The organism is Acetobacter estunensis (assembly GCF_011516945.1).
GTDB lineage: Bacteria > Pseudomonadota > Alphaproteobacteria > Acetobacterales > Acetobacteraceae > Acetobacter > Acetobacter estunensis.
Map to the genome: position 1 here is coordinate 54,504 of NZ_WOTH01000001.1, position 23,406 is coordinate 77,909.

A 23,406-nucleotide genomic window follows, 5' to 3' on the forward strand; every position below is an offset into this window, starting at 1 on the left:
CCTATGCTGCGTGAAAGAGAGGGTAGCGCTGCTCCCACAGCGTGATGCCAGCAGAAGAGAGGCGGCTCATGACCAGACAGATGCATCTCGCAGCTTTCATGAACGCAGGGCCGATGGGCACCACAGGCTGGCGCCATCCCGATGCCGATCCCGGCTTCATGACGCCCGGCTATTATCGCAAAATCGCGCGCATTCTTGAGAGCGCGCGTTTCGATCTGGCCTTCATTCCCGATGCCCTGTCCATGCCCCGTTCACTGGGGAACTCATTCCGCCCGGCGGTGGAGTGGGGATCCGGCACGCCACGTCTGGACCCCATGACCGTGCTGGGCGTTATGGCCGGGGTGACCGAGCATCTGGGGCTCGCCGCCACGATTTCGACCGGTTATCACGAACCTTACAATCTTGCCCGGACCCTTGGCACATTCGATTACATGACCGATGGGCGTGCGGGCTGGAACATTGTGACGTCCTTTCAGGATGCGGAGGCCCAGAATTTCGGACAGCCCCGTCTTCCGCCGCGTGACGAGCGTTATGCGCGCGCTGAAGAAGTGCTGGAAGCCACGACCCGGCTATGGGACAGCTGGGATGACAATGTGATCTTTCAGGATAAGGAAGGCGGACATTTCGGTGATCCTGATCGGGTGCGGTCGGTGGATTATTCCGGACAGTATGTCAGCACGCAGGGACCGTTGTCAGTGCCTCGCCCTCCACAGGGGTATCCGCTTCTGATTCAGGCTGGTGCGTCGCCTCGTGGGCGTGATTTTGCGGCCCGCTGGGCCGATGTCATCTTCTCCAGTGCGGAATCTCTCGAAAGCGCGGCAGCTTTCTATGCGGACATCAAGAACCGGGCCCGGGCGCATGGGCGCGATCCTGAGCAGATCCGTATCCTGACCGCAGCCACGGTTGTTGTGGGTAGGACGGATGAGGATGCCATGGCGCGGCATGTGGCCTTTGTCGATCTGGTGCACCCCCTCGCCGGGCTGTCGCGACTTGCGTATCATGTCAATGTAGATCTCACGAAATACGACCTTGATGGCCCGCTTCCCACGCTCGATGAGGTGGGTGTGCAGGGGCATTACGAAGAAGTCGTGGAATTTGCCCGACGTGAAAATCTCTCGGTCAGAGAGATCGGCCGCTGGTACGGGGCACGCACGGAAGGCAACATGATCGGCTCTCCCGCAAGCATTGCCGACAATATGGAATTGTGGATGAAGGAGGGGGCCTCGGACGGCTTCATGGTGCAGGCCACACATCTGCCTGCGGCTTTCGAGGATTTTGCCCGTTTTGTCGTGCCGGAATTGCAGAGGCGAGGTCTTCACCGCACGGAGTATACCGGTCGCACGGCACGTGAGACGCTGGGGCTTGCACGTCCCGCCCGCGATGAGTGGAAAAATCGTATTGCTCCCGGACGTAAGGGGAGCGTGGGATGACGCTTCCCGATGGTCCACTGATCGCGGCACCTTGGCTTGTCGCGCATCGTGCTGAGGTGATCGTGCTTGATGCCTCTGTCGGTAGGGTAGATCGTCCGGGAGGCGCCACGGCTTTTGTTTCCGGTCGGGATGTGTTCACGGCAGAGCATATTCCCGGTGCCCATCTGGCCGATTTGTTCGGAGCGTTTTCCGACCCGGATGCCCCTTTTGCGTTTACACGTCCGCATATTGCGGCGCTTGAACGGGAAGCGCGTCGGCTCGGCATCCGTAACGACAGCGACGTGGTGGTCTATGATCGCCTTGGGGGCGCGTACGCGGCGCGTATCTGGGTTCTTTTTCGTGTCTGTGGATTTGACAGGGTGCGCGTGCTCAATGGCGGTCTGGCGGCATGGGTCCATGCAGGCGGTATTGTGGAAACCGGGCCTGAGGTCTCAGCTTCTCCCGGTGATTTCACCGCTCGTCCCGCACCTTCGATTTTTGTCTCGACCGAGGAGGTGGTGGAACTGATCGCCTCCGGTGACACGTCCCGTTCGCCTCTGGTCTGCGGTTTGCGAAAGGTTCAGTTCACGGCGGAAGGCAGCAATGATCCACGTCTTGGTCACATCCCGGGCAGCCTGAACCTGCCGTATGCGGACCTGCTCGACGGCATGGGGCGGCTGGATTTTGCGCGGCTCAACAGCGCGTTGGAGGATCTGCAACTCGGACCGGAATTGGGCCGTCAGATAACGCCGGTGCTGTATTGCGGCGGTGGCATCAATGCTGCGGGTTTGGCTTTGGCCCTTGCCGCGACAGGGCGACCTTCTTTCCGGATCTATGATGATTCGATGAATGGCTGGACGGCCGATCCGTCGCGTCCCGTGCACCGTGGGCAGGAGAGGTAATGTGACCGATCTGCCCCCGATGAGTGCCGCCGAACTGACGCAGGCTTATGGGGCTGGCACGCTTTCCCCGGTCGAAGTGGCTGAAGCAGCACTGGCTGTGGTGGCGGGGCCTGCGGCGAGTCTCAATGCTGTGGCAAGTTCCGATGCCGATATGGTCCACGAGAGCGCGCGGGCAAGTGCCTGCCGTTGGAAAGCGGGGCGGCCATTGGGACCGCTGGACGGCGTGCCCATAAGCTTCAAGGACAGTTTCCATATCAAGGGGCTGCCGCGCTGGCATGGCACGGCCTGTCATGAAGGTGTCGTCTCTGGGGCCGATGCGCTGCCGGTCATTCGCGCCCGGGAAGCGGGAATGATCGTAACTTGCAAGACCACGATGCCGGATTTCGCGATGATCATGTCCGGGATCAGCTCCGAACACGGTGTGATCCGCAATGCATGGGATCCGCGTACAAGTCCGGGTGGGTCTTCGTCCGGGGCCGGACCCAGCGTGGTGCTGGGAGCCGCGACCATTGCCCTTGGCACCGACATGGTCGGCTCTGTTCGCATTCCCGCCGCTCTGTCGGGGCTGGCGTCCATCAAGCCCACGCAGGGGCGTATTGCTTACGACCCTCCCGGGGCTTACCGCAGCGCGGGCCCGATGGCGCGGACGGTGGGAGATGTCACGTTGGCGCTGGGCGCCCTTGGCCGGTTCGCGCATGAGGATTTCTATTCGCTGGATGGCCGTTTCGTGCCGGCTCCTCCTCCGACAGACCTCAAGGGGCAACGGATTGCGGTCTGGAAACGGGCGGGTTGGGGGGATGCGACCGATGCGGAAACCCTGACGGCTGTTGACTGGGCTGCGGAGCAGTTGAGCGCTCGTGGTGCCGAACTGATCGAGATCAAGGATCTGGATGTCGGTGCTGACGATTACATGGCGATTCACTGGAACATGCTGCATGTCGGTGCTCCCGATTACTTCGGGCTGCCCGCTGCGGCGCGGGGTCGGATCGCTCCTCCCATAGGGGCGCTGTATGATGGCCTGCTCTCTCAGTCTGCCATTCACGCCGCCAGCGTGACGCGCCGTGTCAACATGGCGGCGATCCGGGTGGCCCGGCAGTTGGCCTCTTTCGATCACGTGCTGTCACCAGCCGTGCCGGTGCGTGCTTTTCCCGCTGAACTCTGTTGTCCCGACCCACGATGGGGTGCGGCCAGTCATCAGGCCTTTGCCTGCTGGTTCAACCAGATCGGCTGGCCCGCCGCCACCGTGCCGGTCCATCAGCCTGAAGATGGTGACGTGCCGGTTTCCGTCCAGATCGCGGGCCGACGTTTCGACGATGCGCGGGTTCTTGGAATCGCAACCTTACTTGAGACTGCACGCGGGTTTGCCATCCGCTGGCCGCAGGTCCGGACATGAATGCGTCGGGTTGCAGCAGTTGGCGCAATTATCATCACGCCTTTGATGGAGCAGCAGGAGGGTGAAATGAGCCGTCAGACTGTCTCGACTGGCAGTTCCTATGAGGAACTCATGGGATACGCCCGCGCGGTTAGCCAGAGCGGGCATGTGTTCGTGTCAGGCTGTTCGGGACTGGCACAGGAAGGGGCCGCGCATGGTGACGCCACGGTCCAGTTCGCTCGTGCCGTGGAGAAAGTCGCAAGAGTTCTGGGGCAAGCGGGAGCGAGCCTTGCCGATGTGGTCCGTAGCCGCGTTTATCTGACGGACCCGCAGGACTGGCAGGCGCTCATCCGCGCGCATGGCGTGGCCTTTTCCGCAATCCGTCCGGCCTGCACGATGGTGCTGGTTGCGGGTCTTATCGATCCGGCCATGAAAGTCGAGCTGGAAGTTACAGCCATGAAAGATGCCTGAACCGGATGGGCATTTTTTTATGGTTGCTTGATCTCACAGATACCTGAGCATCGCCACCGCTGGAGATACGCATGAAGGAACTGACCTGGAAAGATCCTGAGATCCGCCACGAACTGGCGCGTCTCAAGGCGCTTAAACCCTTCTGCTACGGGCTTACCAATTACGTTGCGGCCAATCTTTCGGCGAATGTTCTGCTGGCCGTAGGGGCAGGACCGGCCATCGGCACGGCGATGGACTGGCCAGCCGTGTTCGGTCGTCACGCCCATGCGGTGTGGATCAATGCCGCCAGCCTGATGAGTTGTGGCCCGGAAGATATCCGTCTGGCCGCCCGTTCGGCACACGAGGCCGGAGTGCCGTGGGTTCTGGACCCTGTTGCGGTGGGAGCCGGGGCGCCAGCCTATGACGCGGTGGTGAAAGGTCTTCTGGAATTCAGGCCGACTGCTATTCGTGGCAATGCGTCCGAACTGATCGCTCTGGCTGGCGGTCAGGGGGGAGGACAGGGGGTCGAAACGACGATGACGTCCGATCAGGCCGTGCCTTTTCTGGAGAATGTCGCGGCCAGCATCGGCACAGTCGCGGCTGTCAGCGGTCCTGTGGACTACATCACGGATGGCCGCGTGACGTATGCGGTGGGTGGGGGCGATGTGCGGCTGACACAGGTGACGGGAGCGGGCTGTTCATTGGGTGCCCTCATGGCGGCGATGCTGGCTGGCGCACAGGACCGGATGATGGCCGTCGCGGCGGCCCATGCCGTCTATGCCGAAGCCGCCGAACGCGCGCAGCCAGCGGTGGGCACGGGCAGTTTCGCGGTGGCCTTTCTCGATCAGCTTTCGCTGCTGAATCCCTTGGAAGAGTGATGTGACCATCCGGTTGTTACCGGGTGCATAGGAGAATTGAAGCATGAAGATCACCATGCTCTGCGGCAATCCCTCCGCTGGAGGCCGTACGACGGCTCTTGGCATGGAAGTGGCACGCGCACTGGCGTCTTTACTCGGAGCGCAGGAGCCAAGTGCTCCGATCGAGCTTGCCGAGCACACACAGGGTCTTTTCAGTTGGGGGCACGAAGAACTGGCCGCCGTCGTCAGGGAGGTGGCGGAGAGCGATTTTATCGTCATCGCCACACCGACTTACAAGGCGAGTTTCACAGGGCTACTGAAAAGTTTTCTCGATCAATATGGCGCGGGTTCCCTGCGTAACAGGGTGGTGCTTCCTGTCTTTACGGGAGGTTCGGCTGCTCACAGTCTGGCGCCGGATTACACATTGCGGCCGCTGCTTGCGGAACTCGGTGCCAGCGTGCCGGGATCAAGCCTCTATGTGATGACGTCAGAACTGGAACGTCAGTCCGAGATTGTTGCCGATTACATCGAAGTCAACCGCTATGTCCTGCTCGGTGCCGCTCATGGCGTCTCTTTGGCGCGGCAAGGGGTGGAGGGATGAGCGGTCTTGTTGCGACGGCCATAGATCCCACCCATCTGCGCGAGGTGGTCGGAGCTTATGTCTCGGGCCTCACCATTGTTACGTCTCGGCTCCCGGGCGGTGAACTTGTGGGCATGACCTGTCAGAGCTTCCATTCGCTTTCGCTCAATCCACCGCTTGTGGCTTTCTTCGCGGGGAGGCATTCGAAAAGCTATGCCGCTCTACGCTCGGCAGGTGGGTATGTGATCAATGTTCTCGCAGCCGACCAGAAGGCGCTGGCCTTGCAGTTCGCCCGTTCGAGTGGAGACAAATGGGCTGGCGTGAAGTTTCACGACGATGCTGCCGGCCTGCCGCGTCTTGACGGGGCCATTGCGCATATTTCCTGTTCTCAGGCGGCGGAATATCCCGGTGGGGATCACATGATCGCAGTTGGGCAGGTGAGGGAGCTGGCGCACGATCCAGCAAAACGGCCCCTGCTTTTCTTTCGTTCCGATTTTCACAGGCTGTATGTGGCGGAGGAATGAGGTCGGCACTCAGATTGAATCCCCCTCTTGTGGCTGGTAAGCACGGCGGACCAACCAGAGAAGGCCGGAGATTGTCATGAGCGCCAGAAAACTGCTGATTCTTCCGGGTGACGGCATCGGACCCGAGGTCATGCGCGAAGTGGCGCGCGTCACCGCGTGGCTGGGGCGCAAGCGTGGCATTACGTTTGAGGTCTCGGAGGATCTGGTAGGCGGTGCGTCGCTTGCGGAATATGGCGTACCGCTGTGCGATGAGGTGATCGAGAAGGCGCGGGAGGCGGACGCTGTCCTGTTCGGCTCGGTGGGCGATCCGAAATGGAACCATGTCGGCTTCGACAAGCGGCCGGAACTGGCCATCCTCAAGCTGCGGCAGGAACTGGGTTTGTTCGCCAATTTGCGTCCGGCCAAAGTGTTCGATGCGCTGGTGGATGCCTCCACGCTCAAGCCCGAGGTTGTGAAGGGCCTCGACATCATGATCGTGCGCGAGAGCACGGGCGGCATCTACTTCGGTGATCCGCGTGGCATCGAAACGCTGCCGAATGGTGAAAAGCGTGGCATCAACACCGAAGTCTACACCACGCATGAAATCGAGCGTGTGGGACGTGTGGCGTTCGAACTGGCGCGCAAGCGGAAGAACAGTGTGTACTCCGTTGAGAAGTGCAATGTCATGGAGAGCGGACTTCTGTGGAAGGAAGTCATCACCGATCTGCATGCACGTGAATATTCCGATGTGACGCTCTCACACATGCTGGCCGATAATTGCGCCATGCAGTTGGTGCGCAACCCGCGCCAGTTCGATGTGATCGTGACGGGCAATCTGTTTGGCGACATCCTTTCGGATCTGGCCTCCATGCTGACAGGCAGCCTCGGCATGCTGCCGTCCGCCACGCTGGGTGCGCGCGGTGCAAATGGAAAGATGCCGGCTCTTTATGAGCCGATTCATGGCAGTGCGCCGGATATTGCAGGCAAGGGCATTGCCAATCCGATCGCACAGATTCTCTCGTTTGCGATGCTGCTGCGCTATTCTTTCGACCTGCAGGCTGAGGCCGACATGATCGAGACAGCGGTTTCCAACGTGCTGGCCAGCGGGCTGCGGACGGCCGACATCATGAGCGAGGGTAAGGCGCGCGTGGGCACGGATGTGATGGGTGAGGCCATCGTGCGTGAATTGGACAAGATGGCAGGATAAGCTCGTTTTTCACGGGCACTCGAATGGCAGCCATGCCCGGGCTGCTTTCTTTCTGTCCTCCCACTGACGGTAGAACCACGCTCATCCGCAGTAGCGCATGAGGCAAGGCAATGACGAGCACGTGGGGGGACTTTCAGGCGATCATCCAGCTTTCGGCTGGCTTGAACGTCGCGATTCTCAGCTTCGTGGATATCAGCATTCCGGCCATTAAGGAGCGTCGGCGCGTTTTCACCAAAGCGCGGCAGGAACTCGATATCTATCGCAAGAATCCCCACAAGGTGACGGAAGAGGAAAAGATCGCTCATGCGGGCGAGGTCGGGGTGATTGACCGGCAGCTTTTCGATTTGTGGCGCGAGACCTCCGAGTTCGAGACGGTGGAGGATTCCATGATGAAAACCACCGGTGTCTTCGGGCTGGCAGGCGCGGTTCTGAGCATCAGCCTGCTATGGTATTCCGGACTGCATTACGATGAGAGCATGTCCATTCTGGGAGAGGCGCTGACAGGAGGTTCTTTTCTGTCGTTGCTGGCCGCGTTCGGCATGAACTTCTTCACGGCTTTTCGGGCCACTCACTATACCCAGCGTTGCAATGAACTTCGGGCGCAGATGCGCAAGCGCCTGTAAAGAGACTGCCCCCGCCTTGTGGCGGAGGCAGAGATGTCTTCAGACGATGGGCTGACGGATTTCCTTCTGGCCGCTGCGTTTGAGAAGCAGGAGGGCGAGCAGATAGGTGGCCAGCCCTCCGCAGGACAACACGGCGCCACCAATGCCCAATGCACTGTAACCGAACTGATGCGCGAGCAGCATGCTGCCGAGCGAAGCGCCCAGCGCATTGGCGATGTTGAAGGCAGAGTGGTTGAGGGAGGCTGCGAGAGTCTGGGCCTCTCCTGCAAAGTCCATCAAGCGCGTCTGCAAGGCTGGTCCCAGTCCATTGACGAAAGTGGGCACCAGAAAGACGGTCACCGCCAGCGCGATGGGCTGCTCCAGAACGCAGGCGAAGGTCAGCATGATGATGGCGCTTCCCCCAAGGGCGAGGATTGCCGCGAGATCGAGCTTGCGATCCACGATCCATGCGCCGGCATTGGCTCCGGCCAGCATTCCGCATCCCCATATGACCATGTAGAGCATCACGGCCCATTCGGGCACATGTGTGACGTTCTGCAAAATGCTTGTGAGATAAGTGTAGATTGCGAACATTCCGCCAAAGCCGATGGCAGCGGTGAGAAGGGTGAGCAGCACCTGCGTGTTGCCCATGGCGGTCACTTCGTGCAGGGGCGAGTTTCTGCGGTTGGGCTGGTCTGCCGGAATATAGCGCCACACTCCGAAGAAGGTGAGCAGTCCGAAGAGGCCGATAATCAGATAGGCGATGCGCCAGCCGAAATGGTTGGCCGCGAACGTGGAAAACGGCGCACCGATGAGCGTGGAGATGGCGATGCCTGACAGCACGCGACCAACGGCCCAGCCGCGGCGCGACCGCTCCACCATGGTCGCGGCGACAAGGGCCGAGATGCCGAAGAGCGCTCCATGTGGCAGGCCGGTAATGAAGCGCGCGACTTCGATCAGGCCCGGCGTGGGCATGCAGATGCTCAGGATATTGCCGAAGACGAACAACAGCAGCATCGAGAGCAGCAACTCCTTGCGCGACAGGCGCGCGCCAAGAATGGTGATGAGCGGCGCACCGATCACCACGCCCAGCGCGTAGGCCGTGATGGCGTAGCCTGCATCGGCATCGCTCAGACCGAGCGATGCCGCAAACTCCGGGAGCATTCCCATGATGGCGAATTCACCGGTACCCACGACGAAGGCGCCGAATGTCAGCACCCCGATGGCAGCCGTGCGGCCATGAGGGGGCGGGATGAGAGGCGCCGCCGCAGGGGGGGCAGCGTCTGGCGGCAAAGTTTCTGAGGACATGGAGGAGATCTCGGAAAAGGGATCAAATATCGGCAAGGGTGCGTGCAGCAACACGCGCTATGGCGATGTCATCCGGGGTGGCGGCGCCGGATACGCCGATGCTGCCCAACACCGTGCCATCAGTGTTTCTGAGCAGGATGCCGCCGCCGAAGCTGGTCAGGCCATCGTTGGTGTTTTCAAGGGTGTAGGCCTCGCCATCGGGTCGGCCGAGAACTGCGAAATCGGCGCTGTCCATGTGGAACAGGATCGCTGTGCGCGCCTTTTTGCGGCTGACATCGATCACACCGAGAGGCACGCCCTCCATGCGGGCGAAGGCCATGGGCCATGCGGCGGCGTCGAGAATGGTGACGCAGACCTGTAACTCAAGTCGTTTCGCTTCGGCCAGAGCCGCGTCCAGCATGGATAGGGCGGAGGAAAGTTTCATGGTCCCGACCTTTGTTGAAAGGAGCGGCAGATTAGCGACGATGTTGGAGAAGGATACGGTAAAAATAGGCCGTAACGGTACAAGTTCACTTTGTTCAGTAGTGTTGAACGCGGACACGCTCCAGATGGCGCATCATGACCCACGCCAGTCGGACGAGACGGTGACGGGGAAGGAGATCGGTGGGACCAGTGAGGCACAGGCTGGCGCGGACTTCCCCATTCTCCCGCCACGGGACGGCGACGCCATTCTGGCCGGGACGATAGGATTCGAGATCGAGGGCATAGCCGTGGATACGCACGGCTTCGATCTGGTTCAGAATGTCCGTGTGCAGCGCGCCCGTGCGGGTGCTGAGCACGCGGCGGCCAAGTCCCGGCACGAAGGCGAGGAAGACGAGGCCTACGGCTGAGCCTTCGAGCGGTTCGCGACGGAGCGGGCGCGAACGTGTTTCGCCAGTGGGTTCCACGATATCGAGATAGGTGGCTTCATCCCCGCTCGGGACGGCGAGCCATGCCGTGGCGCCACTCTCCCTTGCCATGGTTTCCAGCGTGGGGCGTAAAAGGCTGCGAAGCGCGCTATCGTCTCCAACAATGCGCGCCAGATTGAGGATGCGTCCTCCGAGATGATAGCGCACGTCTCCCGGCCGTCGCTGGACATAGCCCAGTTGGGTCAGGGTCTGGAGGATGTTGTGCGCGGTTGTCTTGCCAAGTCCTGAGACGGTGGCGATCTGTTGCAACCGCGCGCCACCGCCTTCCTGTGCGATAATTTCCAGTATGGCGGCCGAGCGCTCGATGGACTGGATCAGTTTGGGTGGTTTCGACATTCGGTGACGTATTCCATAAGGCGTGATGCCTCTCGTCGTTCAACAATGTTGAACATATGCTCGGGTGTGAGTGAAGCTTCAGCCGAAACGGCCCTTGCTACTATGAAGGCCGATTTTCCGCAGGAATGGTTTCTTTCCATAAAGTGTGACCATTCCCTATCTGTGCATCAATCGACAGGCGACATCATGAGTGTCGGTGTGATTTCGGACATCGGGGGATGGCACTTGCCGGTCTGCGATACAGCATAGGGAGGTGCGGTCGAATCTTGGCGGCCGCTGGATATGTTGGGGTAAATTCGATCAATCCGTGGTTGTCACGGAAGACCATGGGCAAGAAATTGGCCGTCGGCTTCCAATGGGCAGTCCCGATGTCCCCGCATTGGGCTGCCGTTTCAGACATAAAATCTCTCGCCAGTTCCCTGCTGCTGACGTCCGCAACAGCCTCTTACGAGAATACCGGATCCAGATAGGGGCTGGAGGCGTCGAAAAACAGCCGGTTCTCCGCCAGTTCTTCCGCGATGACCTGTAGGCTGGCCAGTGCGCGCAGGATTTCCACGCGACGGCTCAGATTGGTTTCATGCTGTTCCAGATGTGTGAGGGCGTTCACGGCCATCAGGGTGGCGCGTTCCGTGCGCCCATAATGCCCACCATAGCGTCCCGTGAACTGGGCCATGCGGCCGAGCATGTCCTGAATGTCGCGGGCGGCTGCGGGCGGTAGTTCATTCCGGACGAGGATTCCACGTAGGTTGAGGATGGCCAGACCGACGGTCATGCCGGACAGAACACCGCGCAGATAGGCGTCAATCACTGGCCCACGTCGGCCCGCCACGGTGTTGAGCAGGCGGACCATGCGTTCCACGCTCACGCCAATCACATCGCGCGGCATGAGGATGTAGCGTTTTTTCGCCAGCCCACGCAGCATCTGGAGGATCTGGACGCGCATGTTCCAACGCACGCCATCCGGGTCCAGCGGCAGGAATGTGCGATACATCCATGTGCAGAATGCCATGGCGAGGCACAGTGGCATGGCAGTGTTGAAGAACAGGATTTCGTCCGTGCGACCCTGATTGAGCGGACCGATAAGGATGGTCAGGAAGAGGTTGTAGGCGACCGCGCCAAGGATCATGCGGGGATTGGAGAAGGCAAGGCCGCCAAGCATCATCGGGGGCACCAGCACCATGGCGAGCATTTCGTAGACGGTCACGGCGGGCACGGCCCAGAAGGTGATGATGAGCGCGACCGCCGAGACGCACACCGCGCCGTGGAAAAAGGCGCGGCTGGCCATGGCGGGCGTTTCCAGTGTGGAGAACAGTGAGCAGACGATGCCCACGAACATCATGAACACCAACCCGTCCGGCCAGGCGGTGGTGATCCATATGACGCCCGCGAGGAACATCGACACGCTGGCGCGCAGGCAGTTCGCAGTCGCGATGTGCCAGTCACGCCATGTCTGGATGCGGTAGCGAAAGCGGTCATGCGCGGGAGGATTGCGGCTTTCTTCGAACTGGGTAAGGGACGCATCCAGCCCGTCGAGCATGCCGCCCAGAACATGAATGGTCTGGCCTTCACGGGTGACACGTTCCTCCAGCGCCGTATCCACTGGCGGATGCGTGACCATATCCATTTCAAGGGCCAGACAGTCGGCGGCGTCCACGCGGGTCGCCGCGCGGAGTTCGGCCAGATCGGTCATGACGTTGGGAAAGTCGGACGGATTTTTCAGGCGGTCGGGCAGGGAGAGGAGGAAGTTGCTCCCGCGGTCGGCAATTTTCTGCCAGCGTTGCCCGTGGGCAGCGGGATCGCGCATCAGTGCCGAGAGGTTGAGGCCGCAGGAAAAGAGATTGACCACGCCGGCCAACGCGGCACGGGCGTGGTCGCCTTCGTGGCCGTGACGGCCCATTTCCACTTCCGCGAACTCGATCTGATCGCCCATGGCCGCCATGGCCGCCATCATTTCGGGAGAGGTGTTGAGCGCGTCCGGCTTGCCTTGCAGCAGAGCGGCCAGGGTGTGGCACACGCGGTCCATGGCCGCGATGAAGTTCTCCGTCAGGCGGTCGCGCGCGCGTTCCGTCAGTTTGAACTGGAACAGCGAGGAGATGACGGTTTCGCAGGTGATGCCGAGTGTGATGTAGGTCGCACGTGAGGCGGCGATCATGAAAATGTGGTGTGGATCGGCGGACCCGTCGAGCGCGATGATGGTGAGGGTGAAGCCGCTCGCGCGCATGCCGTGCATACGATAGTTGGTCATCGCGGCCGGGCCGGGCAGTAGTGTGCCGATGAAGCACAGGATGCCGATTGCCGCTGAGAGCAGCAGGATGAACATGAGCGGTTGCTGGGGTGTGGCGGCCACCAGCGCGATGGCCACGAATGTGCCCACCACCATTCCGAACATATGCCATCGGGCCTTGGCCAGCGATTTGCCGCGTGAGCCCTGCGCGATCATCCACACCGTAAGCGGTGCCCATTGCGGGCTGCCGAGTTCCCACCATAGCGCGATTCCCAGCGCGATGAGGGCGGCGAGAGTGGTCCGCAGCGCGTAACCGAAATTGAAGATATCGGGGGCGATCAGCCAGCGCAGACGCCCCATCCACCCGGACATGAGCGGAGCGGACAGGCCGGTGCGGGCGAGAAGGCTTTCAAGGGCGACCAGCAGAGGGTGTTTTTCGGGAATGGCCCCGCCGCTCATGCCTGTACCCCGTAATGCTTCCGAAACCCGACTGTCATGGCCTTTGCCTTACACCAGCCGCGTTTCAAGCATGTATCGACGGGATGAATAACTCAATTCCCCGTTGGCGGAGGCTGGAATGCCGCCAACGGGTGAGTGGATTCAGTCTTTGTATGTGAGAAGGGCGTGAAGCGGTACGTCGATCTTGTCGCGACCGCGCAGTCCTGCCAGTTCGATCATGACGGAGGCGCCCACGACATTGGCGCCGGCCTTGCGCAGCAGGGCGATGGAGGCGGCCAGCGTGCCACCGGTGGCAAGAAGGTCGTCCGTGACCACCACGCGCTGACCGGGCTTGATGGCTTCTGCCTGAATGTGCAGGCTGTCGGAGCCGTATTCCAGATCATAGGACAGGGACACTGTCTCGCCCGGCAGCTTGCCCGGTTTGCGCAGCATGATGATGCCGCAGCCCAGCCGTGTGGCGAGGGGAGCCGCAGTCAGGAAGCCTCGGGACTCGATGGCGGCCAACTGGTCCGGCTGCCACGGCATGACGGCGTGGGCCATGCGGGAGGTGGCGAGCTGCCACGCATCCGCGTTCCGCATCAGGCTCGAGATGTCATAGAAAAGGATGCCCGGCTTGGGGAAGTCGGGGATGTTGTCGATATATTGCTTGAGATCGATGTCGTCGTTCATGAAGCCGTGCCGGAAGCGGGGTTGAGAGGGCGGGCCGCTGCCGGATGTTCATCGTGGCGGGAGCGAACCGGTTCACACAAGTGCCGGGGCTGTGCTGGCGGCGCGGACACTACCCCCCGTGTCGATGGGGGGCAAGACTCTCGCTCACTCTCATGTGAGACCGGGCGCGTGAGGTCAGGCGGAGATGCGTTCTTCCATGGCGGCACTGACGGCCTTGAGCAGCCCGTCACGACGGAATGGCTTGGGCAGAAGCTGGACTGCGGGCGGTGCGTTTGCCGGGCGGGGGCCATCTGCCGTGAAATCGCCGGACATGCAGACGACGCCAATCATCGGCAGCCGTTCGCGCAGCAGGGTGGCCAGACGGAAACCGTCCAGCAGGCCGGGAAGCTGGATGTCGGTCACGAGAAGATCGTAGCTGTTGCCCGCATCTTCCACGAGATCGAAAGCGGCTTCGCCATCGGCGGCTTCCGTCACGCGGTATCCGCCCAGACCGAGGATCGTGGCCACGATATCGCGGATGGCGGGGTCGTCTTCCACGACCAGAGCGCGGAACGTGGCCGCTGCGGGTGCGCTTTCCGGTTCCCTTACAGGTGATGGTCTCTGCTCGACGGCGCGGGGCAGCCACAATGTGATCTGGGTTCCTTCGTCGGGCGCTGAAGCCACGACCACGCGCCCTCCGCTCTGACGACAGAAATTCACCACCATCGCCATGCCCAGACCGGTGCCGGCGCCTTCGTCCTTGGTGGTGAAGAAAGGCTCGAAAAGCTGCTGAAGCACCTCCGGCCCCATGCCGCACCCTGTATCGCTGACGTCGATGCGAACCCATGCGCCCGCAGGCAGGGGCGTGCTGTCAGAGGCGACACGTAGGGCGCGGTCGGAGTCCACTGGGAGGGCCAGCAGGTTCATGCCGGTGGAGAAGCTGACATTCGCGGCGCGGATGCTGACGGTGCCGCCCTTTGGCATGGCGTCACGGGCGTTGATGGCGAGGTTGAGCAGCGCGCTTTCGAGTTGCGCCGGATTGACCTGCACTGGCCAGATGGTCTCGGCCTTGTCGCAGTTTACAGCGATACGCGGGCCGATTACGCGGGCGAGCAGATTGCTGGTCAATGCGAAGATGTCGGCCAGTCGCACCGTGTCGGGCGCGGGTTTCTCGCGGCGGGTGAAGGACAGGAGCTGGCCGGTCAGGGTTTCGGAGCGGCGTGCGGCGTGGGCTGCGGCTTCGAGGCAGGTCTGGCGACGGGCCATGTCCTGCGCGCTGTCGGCTTCGGACGCGAGTTCGAGATTGCCGAGGATGATGGTCAGCAGATTTTTGAAATCGTGCGCGATCCCGGCGGTGAGTTGCCCCACGGCGCGGAGCTTTTGCGCTTCTCCCAGCGCCCGCTCGCTGCGCAGACGGAGCGTGATGTCGTTGGCGGTGAGCACGAAGCCGCGGCGGTCTTCGGCGTCGGGCACATCGTCAGGGGCGAAGAACAGGGTGCGGCAGAGTTCGAGATCGGCGCCGTTGATCCCGCGACATTCCACCATGACGGGCAGGGCGCATTCGCCGCGTTGGAGCGCACGTTCGACATGGGTGAAGGGCTCGAGCAGCGGACGGCCATCCACCACAAGGGCATCGCTGAGTTTTTCGTAGGACATTTCCTGATGGAGAAAGCCGTCTTCCAGCCCGAGTGTCGCACCGAAACGGTCGTTCCAGTGGCGCAGGCGGCCTTCCGTGCTGAACACCGCGACGCCCATGGTCAGGCTGTCGAGCACCGCGCGAAGCTGAAGGGCGAGGTTGCGGCTGCGAGCCTCTGCGCGGGCTGCGGCGAGGGAGGTGCGGTCGAGCACCCAGCCGGCGGTGATCATGATGAGCACGCCGATGACGATGCCCAGCGCGTCGAGCCGTTTCTGCCAGCTCGTATTGCGCAGCATGTCGGCCAGCCGCCCTTCGCGTTTGGCGGTGTCCACGCTGCTCAGGGTTGTCAGCGCGTCATCGAGTTCCGCAAGCGTAGTGTCGGTTTCGGTGTGGATCAGGGCGTCATGGGGCGTGGCCTGCCAGTCGGCAATGCGGTCCAGCGCGTGACCCATCTGGTCGAGGCTGGGTGGATGGGTGTGACTGAGGCGTTCCTGCAGGGCCACGACGGACGGGAAGGCTTCGCGGGCGGTGGCGATGGCGCCGATGGCATGGACGAAACAGGTGGCGTCGCTGTCCTCATGCCGGGCCAGCCATGCGAAATGACAGATGCGCGCGGTGCCCACCTCTCGTTCCAGATCGCGCATATAGGCATCGGCTCCGGCACTCTGGCGATCGAGCTGACCATGTCGCGCCATCTCGTTGCCCAGCTGCATCGCCAGCGTTCCGAAGGTGACGATGAGCAGTGCGGCGCCGAGGAGGGCGAGCACATGGGCCCGTTTGGCCGGATGACGTGCCATCGCGTGTTTCGTCCGTTGTTTGACAGACGTGATAGTCGCCGCAACTGGGCGGCATCCGTCAACCCCGCAGATTTACTTCCCGCGTGGACGCAGGGGCAGGGTTGCGACCATCATCAGGGCACCGAGCAACATGCCGATCGTCATTGGCATGGGACTGCCCTCCCGCGGAAACACCTGTGCGGAGAGGATTCCGATGAGGCCGCCCGTCAGGGCGCCGAAGACATACTGCATGGTGCCCGCGAGCGCGGAGGCCGCGCCAGCCACCTTTGCGTGATCGGCCAAGGCTCCCATCATGGCATTGGGGTAGATGATGCCTGTAGCGCCGAGGGCCACGATCATGGTGCCGATGGTGACGACGGCTTCCAGTGAAATGCCGGGTGGAAGCGGCATATGCCCCGAAACCCACAGCGAGACGCCCAGCAGCGCCAGCGATCCGCCTGCGGCCAGCATGACCGCTGCGGCGAGCAGTCGCTCAGGGCTGAAATGATTCACGAGCATGCCGTTGAGCTGGGACGCGCCAATCATGAAGATGGCGAACAGGCCGAACAGCATCGAGAAATGCAGGGGCGTAAAACCGAATCCATTGATGAAAACGGGTGACGCGGCGGTCAGGTAGCTGAACGACATGAAGGTGGAGAAGCCCACGATCAGAGCGTGAGAGAGAAATCCCCGGTCCTTGAGCAGCCCGACATAGCGCGTCACCAGCGAAATGGGAGAGAGTCGCGAGCGCAGGTCGGGCGCGAGGGTTTCAGGCAGGAGGCGGATTACGAGCAGGGTGCAGAGCACGCCATAGCCCGTTGAAGCCCAGAAAATGACGCGCCACGAGACGAACGTCACCGCGACGCCTCCGAGCATGGGGGCAAGGATGGGCACCACGCCCATGACCATGACGAGCCGCGACATCATGCGTGCGCCCGCCCGCACATCCGGCACGAGGTCGCGCACGCAGGCCGTGGGGATGACCAGACTGGCCGAGGCTCCGAGGGAAGCGACGAAGCGACCGCCGAAGAACGTGTAGATGTCGGGAGCGGCGGCGCAGACGGCGGAGCCGAAGGCGAAGATCAGGTTGCCGATGATAAGCGGTGCCCGCCGACCGAAGCGGTCCGCCATTGGTCCAACCGTGAGCTGACCGATGGCCAGCCCTATGAACCAGATGGAGAGGGTCTGCTGCACGCCCGCAAGATCGGTGTGGAGATCTTTCACCATGATCGGGAAAGCCGGCAGATAAATGTCGGTCGCGATGGGACCGGCAGCGGTCAGGAAGCCCAGAAGGATGGGCAGCCACCATGGCAGCGCGCCCGTGGGATTGGGGGGCCGGAAGGTGTGGAAAAGCTTGGGCTGGCCGTTGGCAGGCATGCCGACTCCGCGATGTGGGCACAGGATGGCGCAGACCCTACGGTGTAAATATGACCGTTTTGATCACGGGTCCGCTGGGTGAAGGTAGGCGGGCGATGAAGATATGTGTCGGAAGGGGTGGGTTGCTTCAGGGGTATGTCTGAGGTGGTTCTGCTGCCGTGGATGAACGGCGGAGAAGCCACATACCCAGAAGCCCCGAAATGAGGAAGAGCAGCGCAGCCATCACGATCCGTCCTCGTCCGTCAAGCTGTACGCCCGAGCCGAGCAGCACGAAAATGATCGTCTGTGGCAGACTGCCCACAGTGGTGGCGGCGACAAAGGGCGTGAAAGGCAATCCGCTCACACCTGCGAAGAGATTGAGCAGCAGCGATGAGCCGACTGGCAGCAGGCGCAGCGTGACGATGGTGGTGAACGGATGCTGCTGTGTCGCGCGCCCGAGATGGGCGAGTCGGCGTCGGAAGCCCTGTGGAGGCATTGCGTTGTCTCTGATGCCGAGCCTCTGTTGTGCCCAGTGACGACCGCCCCAGCGTGCCCAGCCGAAACAGGCGGCGGCTCCCATCACGGTGGCCAGCGTGGCGAGCAGTGTGCCTTCCATCAGACCGTAGGCGAGGCCGGCGGCGAAGCAGAGTACCTGACGGGGAAGCCCGAAGAGGCACCATAGCGCGCCACACACTGTAAAAAGGCTTCGTCCCTTCAGGCCGAGCCGCAGGGTGGCGGTGTCATCGAGCAGGTGGCGGAACCCGGGCACCGAGGGCAGGAGCAGTGCGCCACAGGCGAGGACCAGCAGCATCAATGCGGGTCGCAGGAGAGTGGAGATGCCCTGCCTTATGTCTTTGGAGCCGGAGGGCGCGTCAGATGGCGCGGGAGGCTCTAGCGGCGCGATGTCGGGCATGGCGCGCGCGGTAACACCTCCTTGCCCGCGATTGCAAGAGCGCGGTAGAGGGGCGCATGTCCAATACGACCTCTTCGGGCGCGCAGGCGGCCCGACTTTCGGATTCGACCGTGATCGACGGCATGTCGATGCGCGATCGCAGGCGCGTTTCCAACTGGCTGCTGACGATCTGCGTCATGCTGCTGGGCATGATCGCCCTGGGGGGAGCGACGCGCCTGACGGGTTCGGGCCTGTCGATCATGGACTGGCGTCCCGTCACGGGGATGCTTCCTCCGCTCAGCCATGCGGAGTGGGAGCGGCAGTTCGAACTCTACAAGGGTATTCCCCAGTACAAGATCCTGCATGAAGGCTTCGGCCTTGCAGGGTTCCAGAAGATTTTCTGGGCCGAATGGATGCATCGTTTCTGGGGGCGCGTCATCGGGCTTTACCTGCTGGTGCGACTGGTGATCTTCGCAGTTCAGGGGGTGCTGACGCGCGGTCTGATCCTGCGGCTGGCGTTCTTCTTTGTCCTCGGCGGCCTTCAGGGGGCGATCGGCTGGTTCATGGTGGCCTCGGGGTTCCGCCCGGACAGCACGGCGGTCGAGCCGGTGCGTCTGGTGCTGCATCTGGGCATGGCGCTGATCCTCTACGGCGCGATCCTGTGGACGGCGCTTTCGGTGCGCTATCCCACGGTGGAGCCTGTGCCGGATCGTGCGGGCGGTCGCCGCACACGCATGGCGTTGCATGCGGCGCTGGGTCTGGTGGGGCTGACCATCGTGGCGGGTGGCTTCACGGCGGGTACCCATGCGGGTTTCTCCTACAACACCTTTCCGCTGATGGACGGTCATCTGGTGCCGGAAGGCTACGCGCGGCTGCATCCGTTCTGGTTTAACTGGATCGCGAACATTCCTGCCGTGCAATTTGATCATCGCCTGCTGGCCACGCTTACGGTGCTGGCCATCGGGCTGACGGTGTTCTTCGGCATGAAGGCAAATCTGGGACCGCGCGCGCATGCGGCTGTGGCGCTTATGGGCTGGGCTGTGCTGATTCAGTATGCGCTGGGCGTGACGACGTTGCTGCTGGTGGTGCCGGTGTGGGCCGGGACGATTCACCAGACCTTTGCGGCGGTGCTTCTGGGTGTGGGGATATATGCCATGCACGCATTGCGTGGCGCGAAACGTACGCGGTGGTAAGGTTGGGTCGTCAGCCGGTGTGCTGCCTCGGGGAGGGGCGCGCCGGGCTGGGCAAGGAATGAGGATATTCGCGGGCTCCTGGTCTGGATCAGACAGGAGCCCGTTTTCGTTTTTTCTCAGGCGCCGACGGGCAGAGTGACGTTTGCGAGGCCCGCGATCCAGCGCGCCAGAGCCTCTCCCAAAAGCGTGTAGCCGAAATCGCCCAGATGCAGCCCGTCGGGTGAAAGGGCGTCGCGTTCGATGTGGTGCTCTTGGCACCACTGTTTCATGGCGTTGTAACGGTCGAAGCAGGGAACGCCGAGTTCGATGGCCAGCGCCGGCACGGCATCGCGGAACGCGGGGAAGTTGGGCAGTTCCTCCAGCATCTTGCACCATTGCGGGCCGATCATGGCGAGATCGCAGCCCTGACGACGGAGCATCTGAAGGTCATCGCGGGTCAGGTCGATGAAGGTGGAAACGGGCTCTTCTTTCCACACATCGTTGGTGCCGCCCTGCCAGATGACAAGATCGGGGCGGTCGTCGATCACCTGTTGCAGGCGCTCGTGCATTTCGGGCGCGCCGTTGCCGCCGATGCCACGGTTGATGACGGTCAGACCACCTGAGGCGGCTGGGGCGAACGTGCGCTCGAAGACGGGACACAGACCATGCTCAGGCGCGCTGGCGCCAATACCCTCCACGGTGGAAGAGCCGAAGAGGCAGATCCGGACCGGTTCGGAGTCCGCCAGCAGGCGGGTGAGGCGGGGAAGTGTGTACATGCGTGAATGTCCCTGACAGATGGGGCGCGAAAGATCAGGCCGCGGCTTTACGGTGAGCGGCGGCCTGCGCCCGCGCGCGATTGCGTTTGCGTTCGTACACCACGGTCACGCCGTAGAGGATTGCCAGTCCGGCACAGTTGATGACCACCTGAAACAGCCAGCCTTCGCCAAAGGTGGTGAAGATCAGTCGGCCAATCAGATCAAGGACGGTGCCCACGGTGAAGACCTCCAGCGAGTGACGGCCGCACAGGGCGAGCGCCTGTCCGAAACGGGTTTCGGAAAAGCGTTTTGCGAGGGGGGAGGACTGGACGAGATAGAAGATGGCCAGCACATCGAGCAGGCGCAGCGGGGCCAGCGTGCTCTTGTCGGGTGAAGGCAGGGCGAGTGGGCGGATGACGGGCAGACCCCACTGGGTCCACGGAAAGGCTTCGAACAGCGAAAAGACGAGATAGAGACCGCAGGCCACTTTCAGCCATGGGAAGGCAGGCAGATTGCCGTTGTATTTTTCCGCTTCGATGGCACCGAACGCGCCGATCATGAAGAGGAACTGCCACGCCAGCGGATCGAAATACCAGCCGTCCGGGTCCAGCCAGTTGGGGAAGTTCACGTCCGGGTCGATGTTGATGAGCAGCCAGAGTGCGGCTGACAGGCCGAGCGCCAGCCAGCGGTTGAATTTCAGCACCACGTACATGAGCGGAAACGCAGCCAGCAGCACCATGTAGAGCGGCAGAATGTTGAGGTTGGATGGCAGGGCATTGAGCAGGAATACGCGCCAGAAGCTGGAGATGCCGTGGGCCAGTTCGGGTTCGAGGAAATCGACCGGAACGGGTGTGAACTGTCGCCACGTGAGGATGATGGCGATGAAGGCCATGATCATCAGGGTCTGGGAGACGTAGAGCTTTACGCAGCGTTTGGCGAGGCGCGTGAGCGTCTCGCGTGTGCCGTAGCGGGGAAAGCCACGTCCGTATGCCAGCCACGAGGCGTAACCGGCCAGCAGAACGAAGATTTCGGCGGCGTCCGCGAAGCCGAGATTGCGCAGGGTCAGCCGGTTGAGGAGGTTCTGTGGCATGTGGTCCACGAACATCATCAGAAGTGCGATGCCGCGCAGTGCATCGATGCGGTGATCGCGGGTACGGGCAGGACGAGCGACCGAAGGTGTGGCCGTGGTGGGCTGGGCGCCTGCTGGCAGGGTGGCGGAGGAAGGGATGACCGTCATATCCTGTCCCGTAAGGGTTCCGGCTGTAGCGGATCTCCGCTGGTGCGGGCGCGTTTATCGTGCATCGGGTCATGAAAGACCAGTGCTGCGGCACGTTCCTGTACAATGGATAATGTTTCGTTCATGCACATAATCGGATGGTGGCCCTGAACTTGTCCGCTGGTCTGCGGTCCCCATTTTGGTCATACAGACGCGCTTCGGCAGAAAAAGGACATTCTCATGACGCAGCGACACATTCCCTCACGTGAGGACATCGGACGTGTGCTGGGCGGCGTGATCGGCGCGCAGGCGGGCGAGGATGTGGCTGTGGAGTCCTGTCGCGTCGAAGGTGAGCGGCTGCTGGTGACGCTCAGTGTGCCGCAGGCGCTTGCGGCGCGGATGGGGGACATCGCGCCGCGTCTCGAATCGGTGCTGGCGAGTGCTTTTCCGGGCTGGCAGCCGCGTGTGGTGTTGACCGCGCATCGGACGACGACAGCCACCGCTCCGCCATCACGGGCTTCGGGGGGCGGACACAGACCGCTTGGGGGCGTGGGACATCCGGAGGCGGCGGATGCGCCGCTTCTGCCGGGTGTGAAGGCGGTCATTGCCGTGGCGTCCGGCAAGGGTGGAGTGGGCAAATCCACAACGGCGGTCAATCTGGCGGCGGGACTGGCGCTGGAAGGGTTGTCGGTGGGGTTGATGGACGCGGATGTTCATGGACCGTCGCTGCCGCGGATGCTGGGGATAAAGGCAAAGCCCGAAGTGCGGGATGGGAAGCTGATCCCGCTGGAGGCGTGCGGTCTGAAGGCCATGTCCATCGGCATGATGGTGGATGAGGAACAGGCCATGATCTGGCGTGGTCCGATGGTGATGGGGGCAATCGGTCAGCTTCTGGGGGATGTGGAGTGGGGTGCGCTGGATGTGCTCGTCATCGACATGCCGCCGGGCACGGGCGACGCGCAGTTGACGCTGGCGAAGAAAGGAGTGCTGGGCGGGGCGATTATTGTCTCCACGCCGCAGGACATCGCCCTTCTGGACGCGCGGCGCGGCATTGCGATGTTTGGCAAGACGAACGTGCCGGTGCTGGGGATTGTGGAGAACATGTCCTATTTCTGCTGTCCCAATTGTCACCACCGGACGGAACTGTTCGGGCATGGTGGTGCACGCGATGAGGCACGGAAGCTGGACGTTCCGTTTCTGGGCGAGATTCCGCTGCTTGCGGACATTCGCATGAGCGCCGATGCGGGGCGTCCGCTTGTGATTGCAGCACCGGACAGTGAGGGAGCGCAGGCCTATCGTGGGCTGGCGCGCACGGTTGCGGGGACGCTCAGGCGTCTGCCGGGACGTTGAGGTTGCAGGCAAAAGAAAAGGGCCGGGAACATGCGTCCCGGCCCTTTGGTATTCCGACCTGCTGAAAGGTCAGATGCGCATTCTCAGTTGGCGCTGTCAGTCGCCGTGCTGTCGGTCGTAGCCGTGCTCTTCTTCGCCTTGTGCGTGTGATGCTTGTGCGACTTCTTGTGAGCGCGGTGCTTGTGATGCGTGGTGGACTCGGTGGCCGACTTCTCGCCTTCAGCGGCGGGAGCGGTCTCGGAGGGAGCCGGGGTGGCGGTCGGAGCCGGGCCGGGGTTCGTCGTGGCGTCCGGAGCGGGGCTGGCGGGAGCTTCCGTCGTTGCGGCGGGAGGTGCCGTTTCCGTCTGGGCAAGAGCCGGTACGGCTGTCGCGCCCGTCAGGGCCACGATGGAAAGGGCTGCGAAAAGGCGCGATGACTTCATGAAACAGTCTCCAGAAACTCCGGTCCGGCAATTATCGGTACGGACCAGTGGCGGTTGTTTTATCAT

At 62.3% G+C, this 23,406-nt stretch carries 22 protein-coding genes; 11 read left to right on the forward strand and 11 right to left on the reverse strand.

The window, feature by feature from the left end; all coding sequences use genetic code 11:
* Positions 1–68 precede the first annotated feature (68 nt).
* The 9 genes from GOB87_RS00225 (at position 69) to GOB87_RS00265 (ending at position 7,903) form a co-directional block, all read left to right on the forward strand.
* Positions 69–1,430, forward strand: a complete 1,362-nt coding sequence (locus GOB87_RS00225; RefSeq protein WP_198911699.1) for an LLM class flavin-dependent oxidoreductase — start codon at positions 69–71, stop codon at positions 1,428–1,430.
* Entirely contained in the window at positions 1,427–2,311 is an 885-nt protein-coding gene (locus tag GOB87_RS00230) for a sulfurtransferase (RefSeq protein WP_166312538.1), read from the forward strand. Before GOB87_RS00225 ends, GOB87_RS00230 begins: the two co-directional genes overlap by 4 nt.
* 1 nt (position 2,312) lies before the next feature.
* Positions 2,313–3,704, forward strand: a complete 1,392-nt coding sequence (locus GOB87_RS00235; RefSeq protein ID WP_166312539.1) for an amidase family protein — start codon at positions 2,313–2,315, stop codon at positions 3,702–3,704.
* Between the two features lie 66 nt (positions 3,705–3,770).
* Entirely contained in the window at positions 3,771–4,154 is a 384-nt protein-coding gene (locus GOB87_RS00240; RefSeq protein WP_166312540.1) for a RidA family protein, read from the forward strand.
* A gap of 71 nt (positions 4,155–4,225) precedes the next feature.
* Entirely contained in the window at positions 4,226–5,011 is a 786-nt protein-coding gene (locus tag GOB87_RS00245; RefSeq protein WP_166312541.1) for a hydroxyethylthiazole kinase, read from the forward strand.
* Positions 5,012–5,054: 43 nt separating this feature from the next.
* Positions 5,055–5,591 carry an NADPH-dependent FMN reductase gene (locus tag GOB87_RS00250; protein WP_166312542.1) on the forward strand — a complete coding sequence of 179 codons (537 nt, stop codon included), beginning with the start codon at positions 5,055–5,057 and terminating at the stop codon, positions 5,589–5,591.
* Positions 5,588–6,094, forward strand: a complete 507-nt coding sequence (locus tag GOB87_RS00255) for a flavin reductase family protein (protein WP_166312543.1) — start codon at positions 5,588–5,590, stop codon at positions 6,092–6,094. Before GOB87_RS00250 ends, GOB87_RS00255 begins: the two co-directional genes overlap by 4 nt.
* Before the next feature lie 76 nt (positions 6,095–6,170).
* Positions 6,171–7,280 carry a 3-isopropylmalate dehydrogenase gene (leuB, locus tag GOB87_RS00260; RefSeq protein WP_166312544.1) on the forward strand — a complete coding sequence of 370 codons (1,110 nt, stop codon included), beginning with the start codon at positions 6,171–6,173 and terminating at the stop codon, positions 7,278–7,280.
* Positions 7,281–7,390: 110 nt separating this feature from the next.
* Positions 7,391–7,903: a hypothetical protein gene (locus GOB87_RS00265; protein ID WP_166312545.1), complete on the forward strand. Its 513-nt coding sequence runs from the start codon at positions 7,391–7,393 to the stop codon at positions 7,901–7,903.
* A 39-nt stretch (positions 7,904–7,942) separates the two neighbouring features.
* Here GOB87_RS00265 and GOB87_RS00270 read toward each other — a convergent pair whose 3' ends face one another.
* The 8 genes from GOB87_RS00270 to GOB87_RS00305 form a co-directional block, all read right to left on the reverse strand.
* On the reverse strand, positions 7,943–9,190 hold the full coding sequence (locus GOB87_RS00270) for an MFS transporter (protein WP_166312546.1): 1,248 nt from the start codon (positions 9,188–9,190) through the stop codon (positions 7,943–7,945).
* A gap of 22 nt (positions 9,191–9,212) precedes the next feature.
* Positions 9,213–9,614 (reverse strand): GlcG/HbpS family heme-binding protein, encoded by a 402-nt coding sequence (locus GOB87_RS00275; protein ID WP_166312547.1) that lies wholly within the window; start codon positions 9,612–9,614, stop codon positions 9,213–9,215.
* Positions 9,615–9,708: 94 nt separating this feature from the next.
* Positions 9,709–10,434: an IclR family transcriptional regulator gene (locus tag GOB87_RS00280; RefSeq protein WP_166312548.1), complete on the reverse strand. Its 726-nt coding sequence runs from the start codon at positions 10,432–10,434 to the stop codon at positions 9,709–9,711.
* A 445-nt stretch (positions 10,435–10,879) separates the two neighbouring features.
* Entirely contained in the window at positions 10,880–13,030 is a 2,151-nt protein-coding gene (locus tag GOB87_RS00285) for an FUSC family protein (RefSeq protein ID WP_194303148.1), read from the reverse strand.
* A gap of 228 nt (positions 13,031–13,258) precedes the next feature.
* On the reverse strand, positions 13,259–13,786 hold the full coding sequence (locus tag GOB87_RS00290; RefSeq protein WP_166312550.1) for an adenine phosphoribosyltransferase: 528 nt from the start codon (positions 13,784–13,786) through the stop codon (positions 13,259–13,261).
* A 174-nt stretch (positions 13,787–13,960) separates the two neighbouring features.
* Complete coding sequence (locus GOB87_RS00295) at positions 13,961–16,198, reverse strand: ATP-binding protein (RefSeq protein WP_166312551.1); 2,238 nt, start codon at positions 16,196–16,198, stop codon at positions 13,961–13,963.
* 72 nt (positions 16,199–16,270) lie between these two features.
* Entirely contained in the window at positions 16,271–17,554 is a 1,284-nt protein-coding gene (locus tag GOB87_RS00300) for a multidrug effflux MFS transporter (RefSeq protein WP_166312552.1), read from the reverse strand.
* A 127-nt stretch (positions 17,555–17,681) separates the two neighbouring features.
* Entirely contained in the window at positions 17,682–18,446 is a 765-nt protein-coding gene (locus GOB87_RS00305; protein WP_242006064.1) for a TVP38/TMEM64 family protein, read from the reverse strand.
* Between the two features lie 122 nt (positions 18,447–18,568).
* Between GOB87_RS00305 and GOB87_RS00310 the strand changes: the two genes are divergently transcribed.
* Positions 18,569–19,618, forward strand: a complete 1,050-nt coding sequence (locus GOB87_RS00310) for a COX15/CtaA family protein (protein ID WP_242006075.1) — start codon at positions 18,569–18,571, stop codon at positions 19,616–19,618.
* A 116-nt stretch (positions 19,619–19,734) separates the two neighbouring features.
* Here the strand turns inward: GOB87_RS00310 and GOB87_RS00315 are convergent, their stop codons facing one another.
* Together GOB87_RS00315 and GOB87_RS00320 are read right to left on the reverse strand one after the other, a co-directional pair.
* Positions 19,735–20,373: an SGNH/GDSL hydrolase family protein gene (locus tag GOB87_RS00315; protein ID WP_166312554.1), complete on the reverse strand. Its 639-nt coding sequence runs from the start codon at positions 20,371–20,373 to the stop codon at positions 19,735–19,737.
* Positions 20,374–20,407: 34 nt separating this feature from the next.
* Positions 20,408–21,589: an OpgC family protein gene (locus tag GOB87_RS00320; protein WP_166312555.1), complete on the reverse strand. Its 1,182-nt coding sequence runs from the start codon at positions 21,587–21,589 to the stop codon at positions 20,408–20,410.
* Between the two features lie 219 nt (positions 21,590–21,808).
* On the opposite strand from GOB87_RS00320, the gene GOB87_RS00325 reads away from it, so the two are divergent.
* Positions 21,809–22,918, forward strand: a complete 1,110-nt coding sequence (locus tag GOB87_RS00325) for an Mrp/NBP35 family ATP-binding protein (protein ID WP_166312556.1) — start codon at positions 21,809–21,811, stop codon at positions 22,916–22,918.
* 83 nt (positions 22,919–23,001) lie between these two features.
* Here the strand turns inward: GOB87_RS00325 and GOB87_RS00330 are convergent, their stop codons facing one another.
* Positions 23,002–23,340, reverse strand: a complete 339-nt coding sequence (locus GOB87_RS00330; RefSeq protein WP_166312557.1) for a hypothetical protein — start codon at positions 23,338–23,340, stop codon at positions 23,002–23,004.
* Positions 23,341–23,406: the final 66 nt, after the last annotated feature.

What these genes read in the sequence shown, in the direction of transcription:
- GOB87_RS00250 (WP_166312542.1), top strand. Translation starts at nt 5,055, where the DNA reads ATGAAGATCACCATGCTCTGCGGCAATCCCTCCGCTGGAGGCCGTACG.
- GOB87_RS00275 (WP_166312547.1), bottom strand. Translation starts at nt 9,614, where the DNA reads ATGAAACTTTCCTCCGCCCTATCCATGCTGGACGCGGCTCTGGCCGAA.
- GOB87_RS00320 (WP_166312555.1), bottom strand. Translation starts at nt 21,589, where the DNA reads ATGACGGTCATCCCTTCCTCCGCCACCCTGCCAGCAGGCGCCCAGCCC.
- GOB87_RS00280 (WP_166312548.1), bottom strand. Translation starts at nt 10,434, where the DNA reads ATGTCGAAACCACCCAAACTGATCCAGTCCATCGAGCGCTCGGCCGCC.
- GOB87_RS00240 (WP_166312540.1), top strand. Translation starts at nt 3,771, where the DNA reads ATGAGCCGTCAGACTGTCTCGACTGGCAGTTCCTATGAGGAACTCATG.
- GOB87_RS00285 (WP_194303148.1), bottom strand. Translation starts at nt 13,030, where the DNA reads ATGTCCGGGTGGATGGGGCGTCTGCGCTGGCTGATCGCCCCCGATATC.
- GOB87_RS00300 (WP_166312552.1), bottom strand. Translation starts at nt 17,554, where the DNA reads ATGCCTGCCAACGGCCAGCCCAAGCTTTTCCACACCTTCCGGCCCCCC.
- GOB87_RS00310 (WP_242006075.1), top strand. Translation starts at nt 18,569, where the DNA reads ATGTCGATGCGCGATCGCAGGCGCGTTTCCAACTGGCTGCTGACGATC.
- GOB87_RS00230 (WP_166312538.1), top strand. Translation starts at nt 1,427, where the DNA reads ATGACGCTTCCCGATGGTCCACTGATCGCGGCACCTTGGCTTGTCGCG.
- GOB87_RS00295 (WP_166312551.1), bottom strand. Translation starts at nt 16,198, where the DNA reads ATGGCACGTCATCCGGCCAAACGGGCCCATGTGCTCGCCCTCCTCGGC.
- GOB87_RS00315 (WP_166312554.1), bottom strand. Translation starts at nt 20,373, where the DNA reads ATGTACACACTTCCCCGCCTCACCCGCCTGCTGGCGGACTCCGAACCG.
- GOB87_RS00255 (WP_166312543.1), top strand. Translation starts at nt 5,588, where the DNA reads ATGAGCGGTCTTGTTGCGACGGCCATAGATCCCACCCATCTGCGCGAG.
- leuB (WP_166312544.1), top strand. Translation starts at nt 6,171, where the DNA reads ATGAGCGCCAGAAAACTGCTGATTCTTCCGGGTGACGGCATCGGACCC.
- GOB87_RS00270 (WP_166312546.1), bottom strand. Translation starts at nt 9,190, where the DNA reads ATGTCCTCAGAAACTTTGCCGCCAGACGCTGCCCCCCCTGCGGCGGCG.
- GOB87_RS00265 (WP_166312545.1), top strand. Translation starts at nt 7,391, where the DNA reads ATGACGAGCACGTGGGGGGACTTTCAGGCGATCATCCAGCTTTCGGCT.
- GOB87_RS00225 (WP_198911699.1), top strand. Translation starts at nt 69, where the DNA reads ATGACCAGACAGATGCATCTCGCAGCTTTCATGAACGCAGGGCCGATG.
- GOB87_RS00290 (WP_166312550.1), bottom strand. Translation starts at nt 13,786, where the DNA reads ATGAACGACGACATCGATCTCAAGCAATATATCGACAACATCCCCGAC.
- GOB87_RS00325 (WP_166312556.1), top strand. Translation starts at nt 21,809, where the DNA reads ATGACGCAGCGACACATTCCCTCACGTGAGGACATCGGACGTGTGCTG.
- GOB87_RS00305 (WP_242006064.1), bottom strand. Translation starts at nt 18,446, where the DNA reads ATGCCCGACATCGCGCCGCTAGAGCCTCCCGCGCCATCTGACGCGCCC.
- GOB87_RS00245 (WP_166312541.1), top strand. Translation starts at nt 4,226, where the DNA reads ATGAAGGAACTGACCTGGAAAGATCCTGAGATCCGCCACGAACTGGCG.
- GOB87_RS00330 (WP_166312557.1), bottom strand. Translation starts at nt 23,340, where the DNA reads ATGAAGTCATCGCGCCTTTTCGCAGCCCTTTCCATCGTGGCCCTGACG.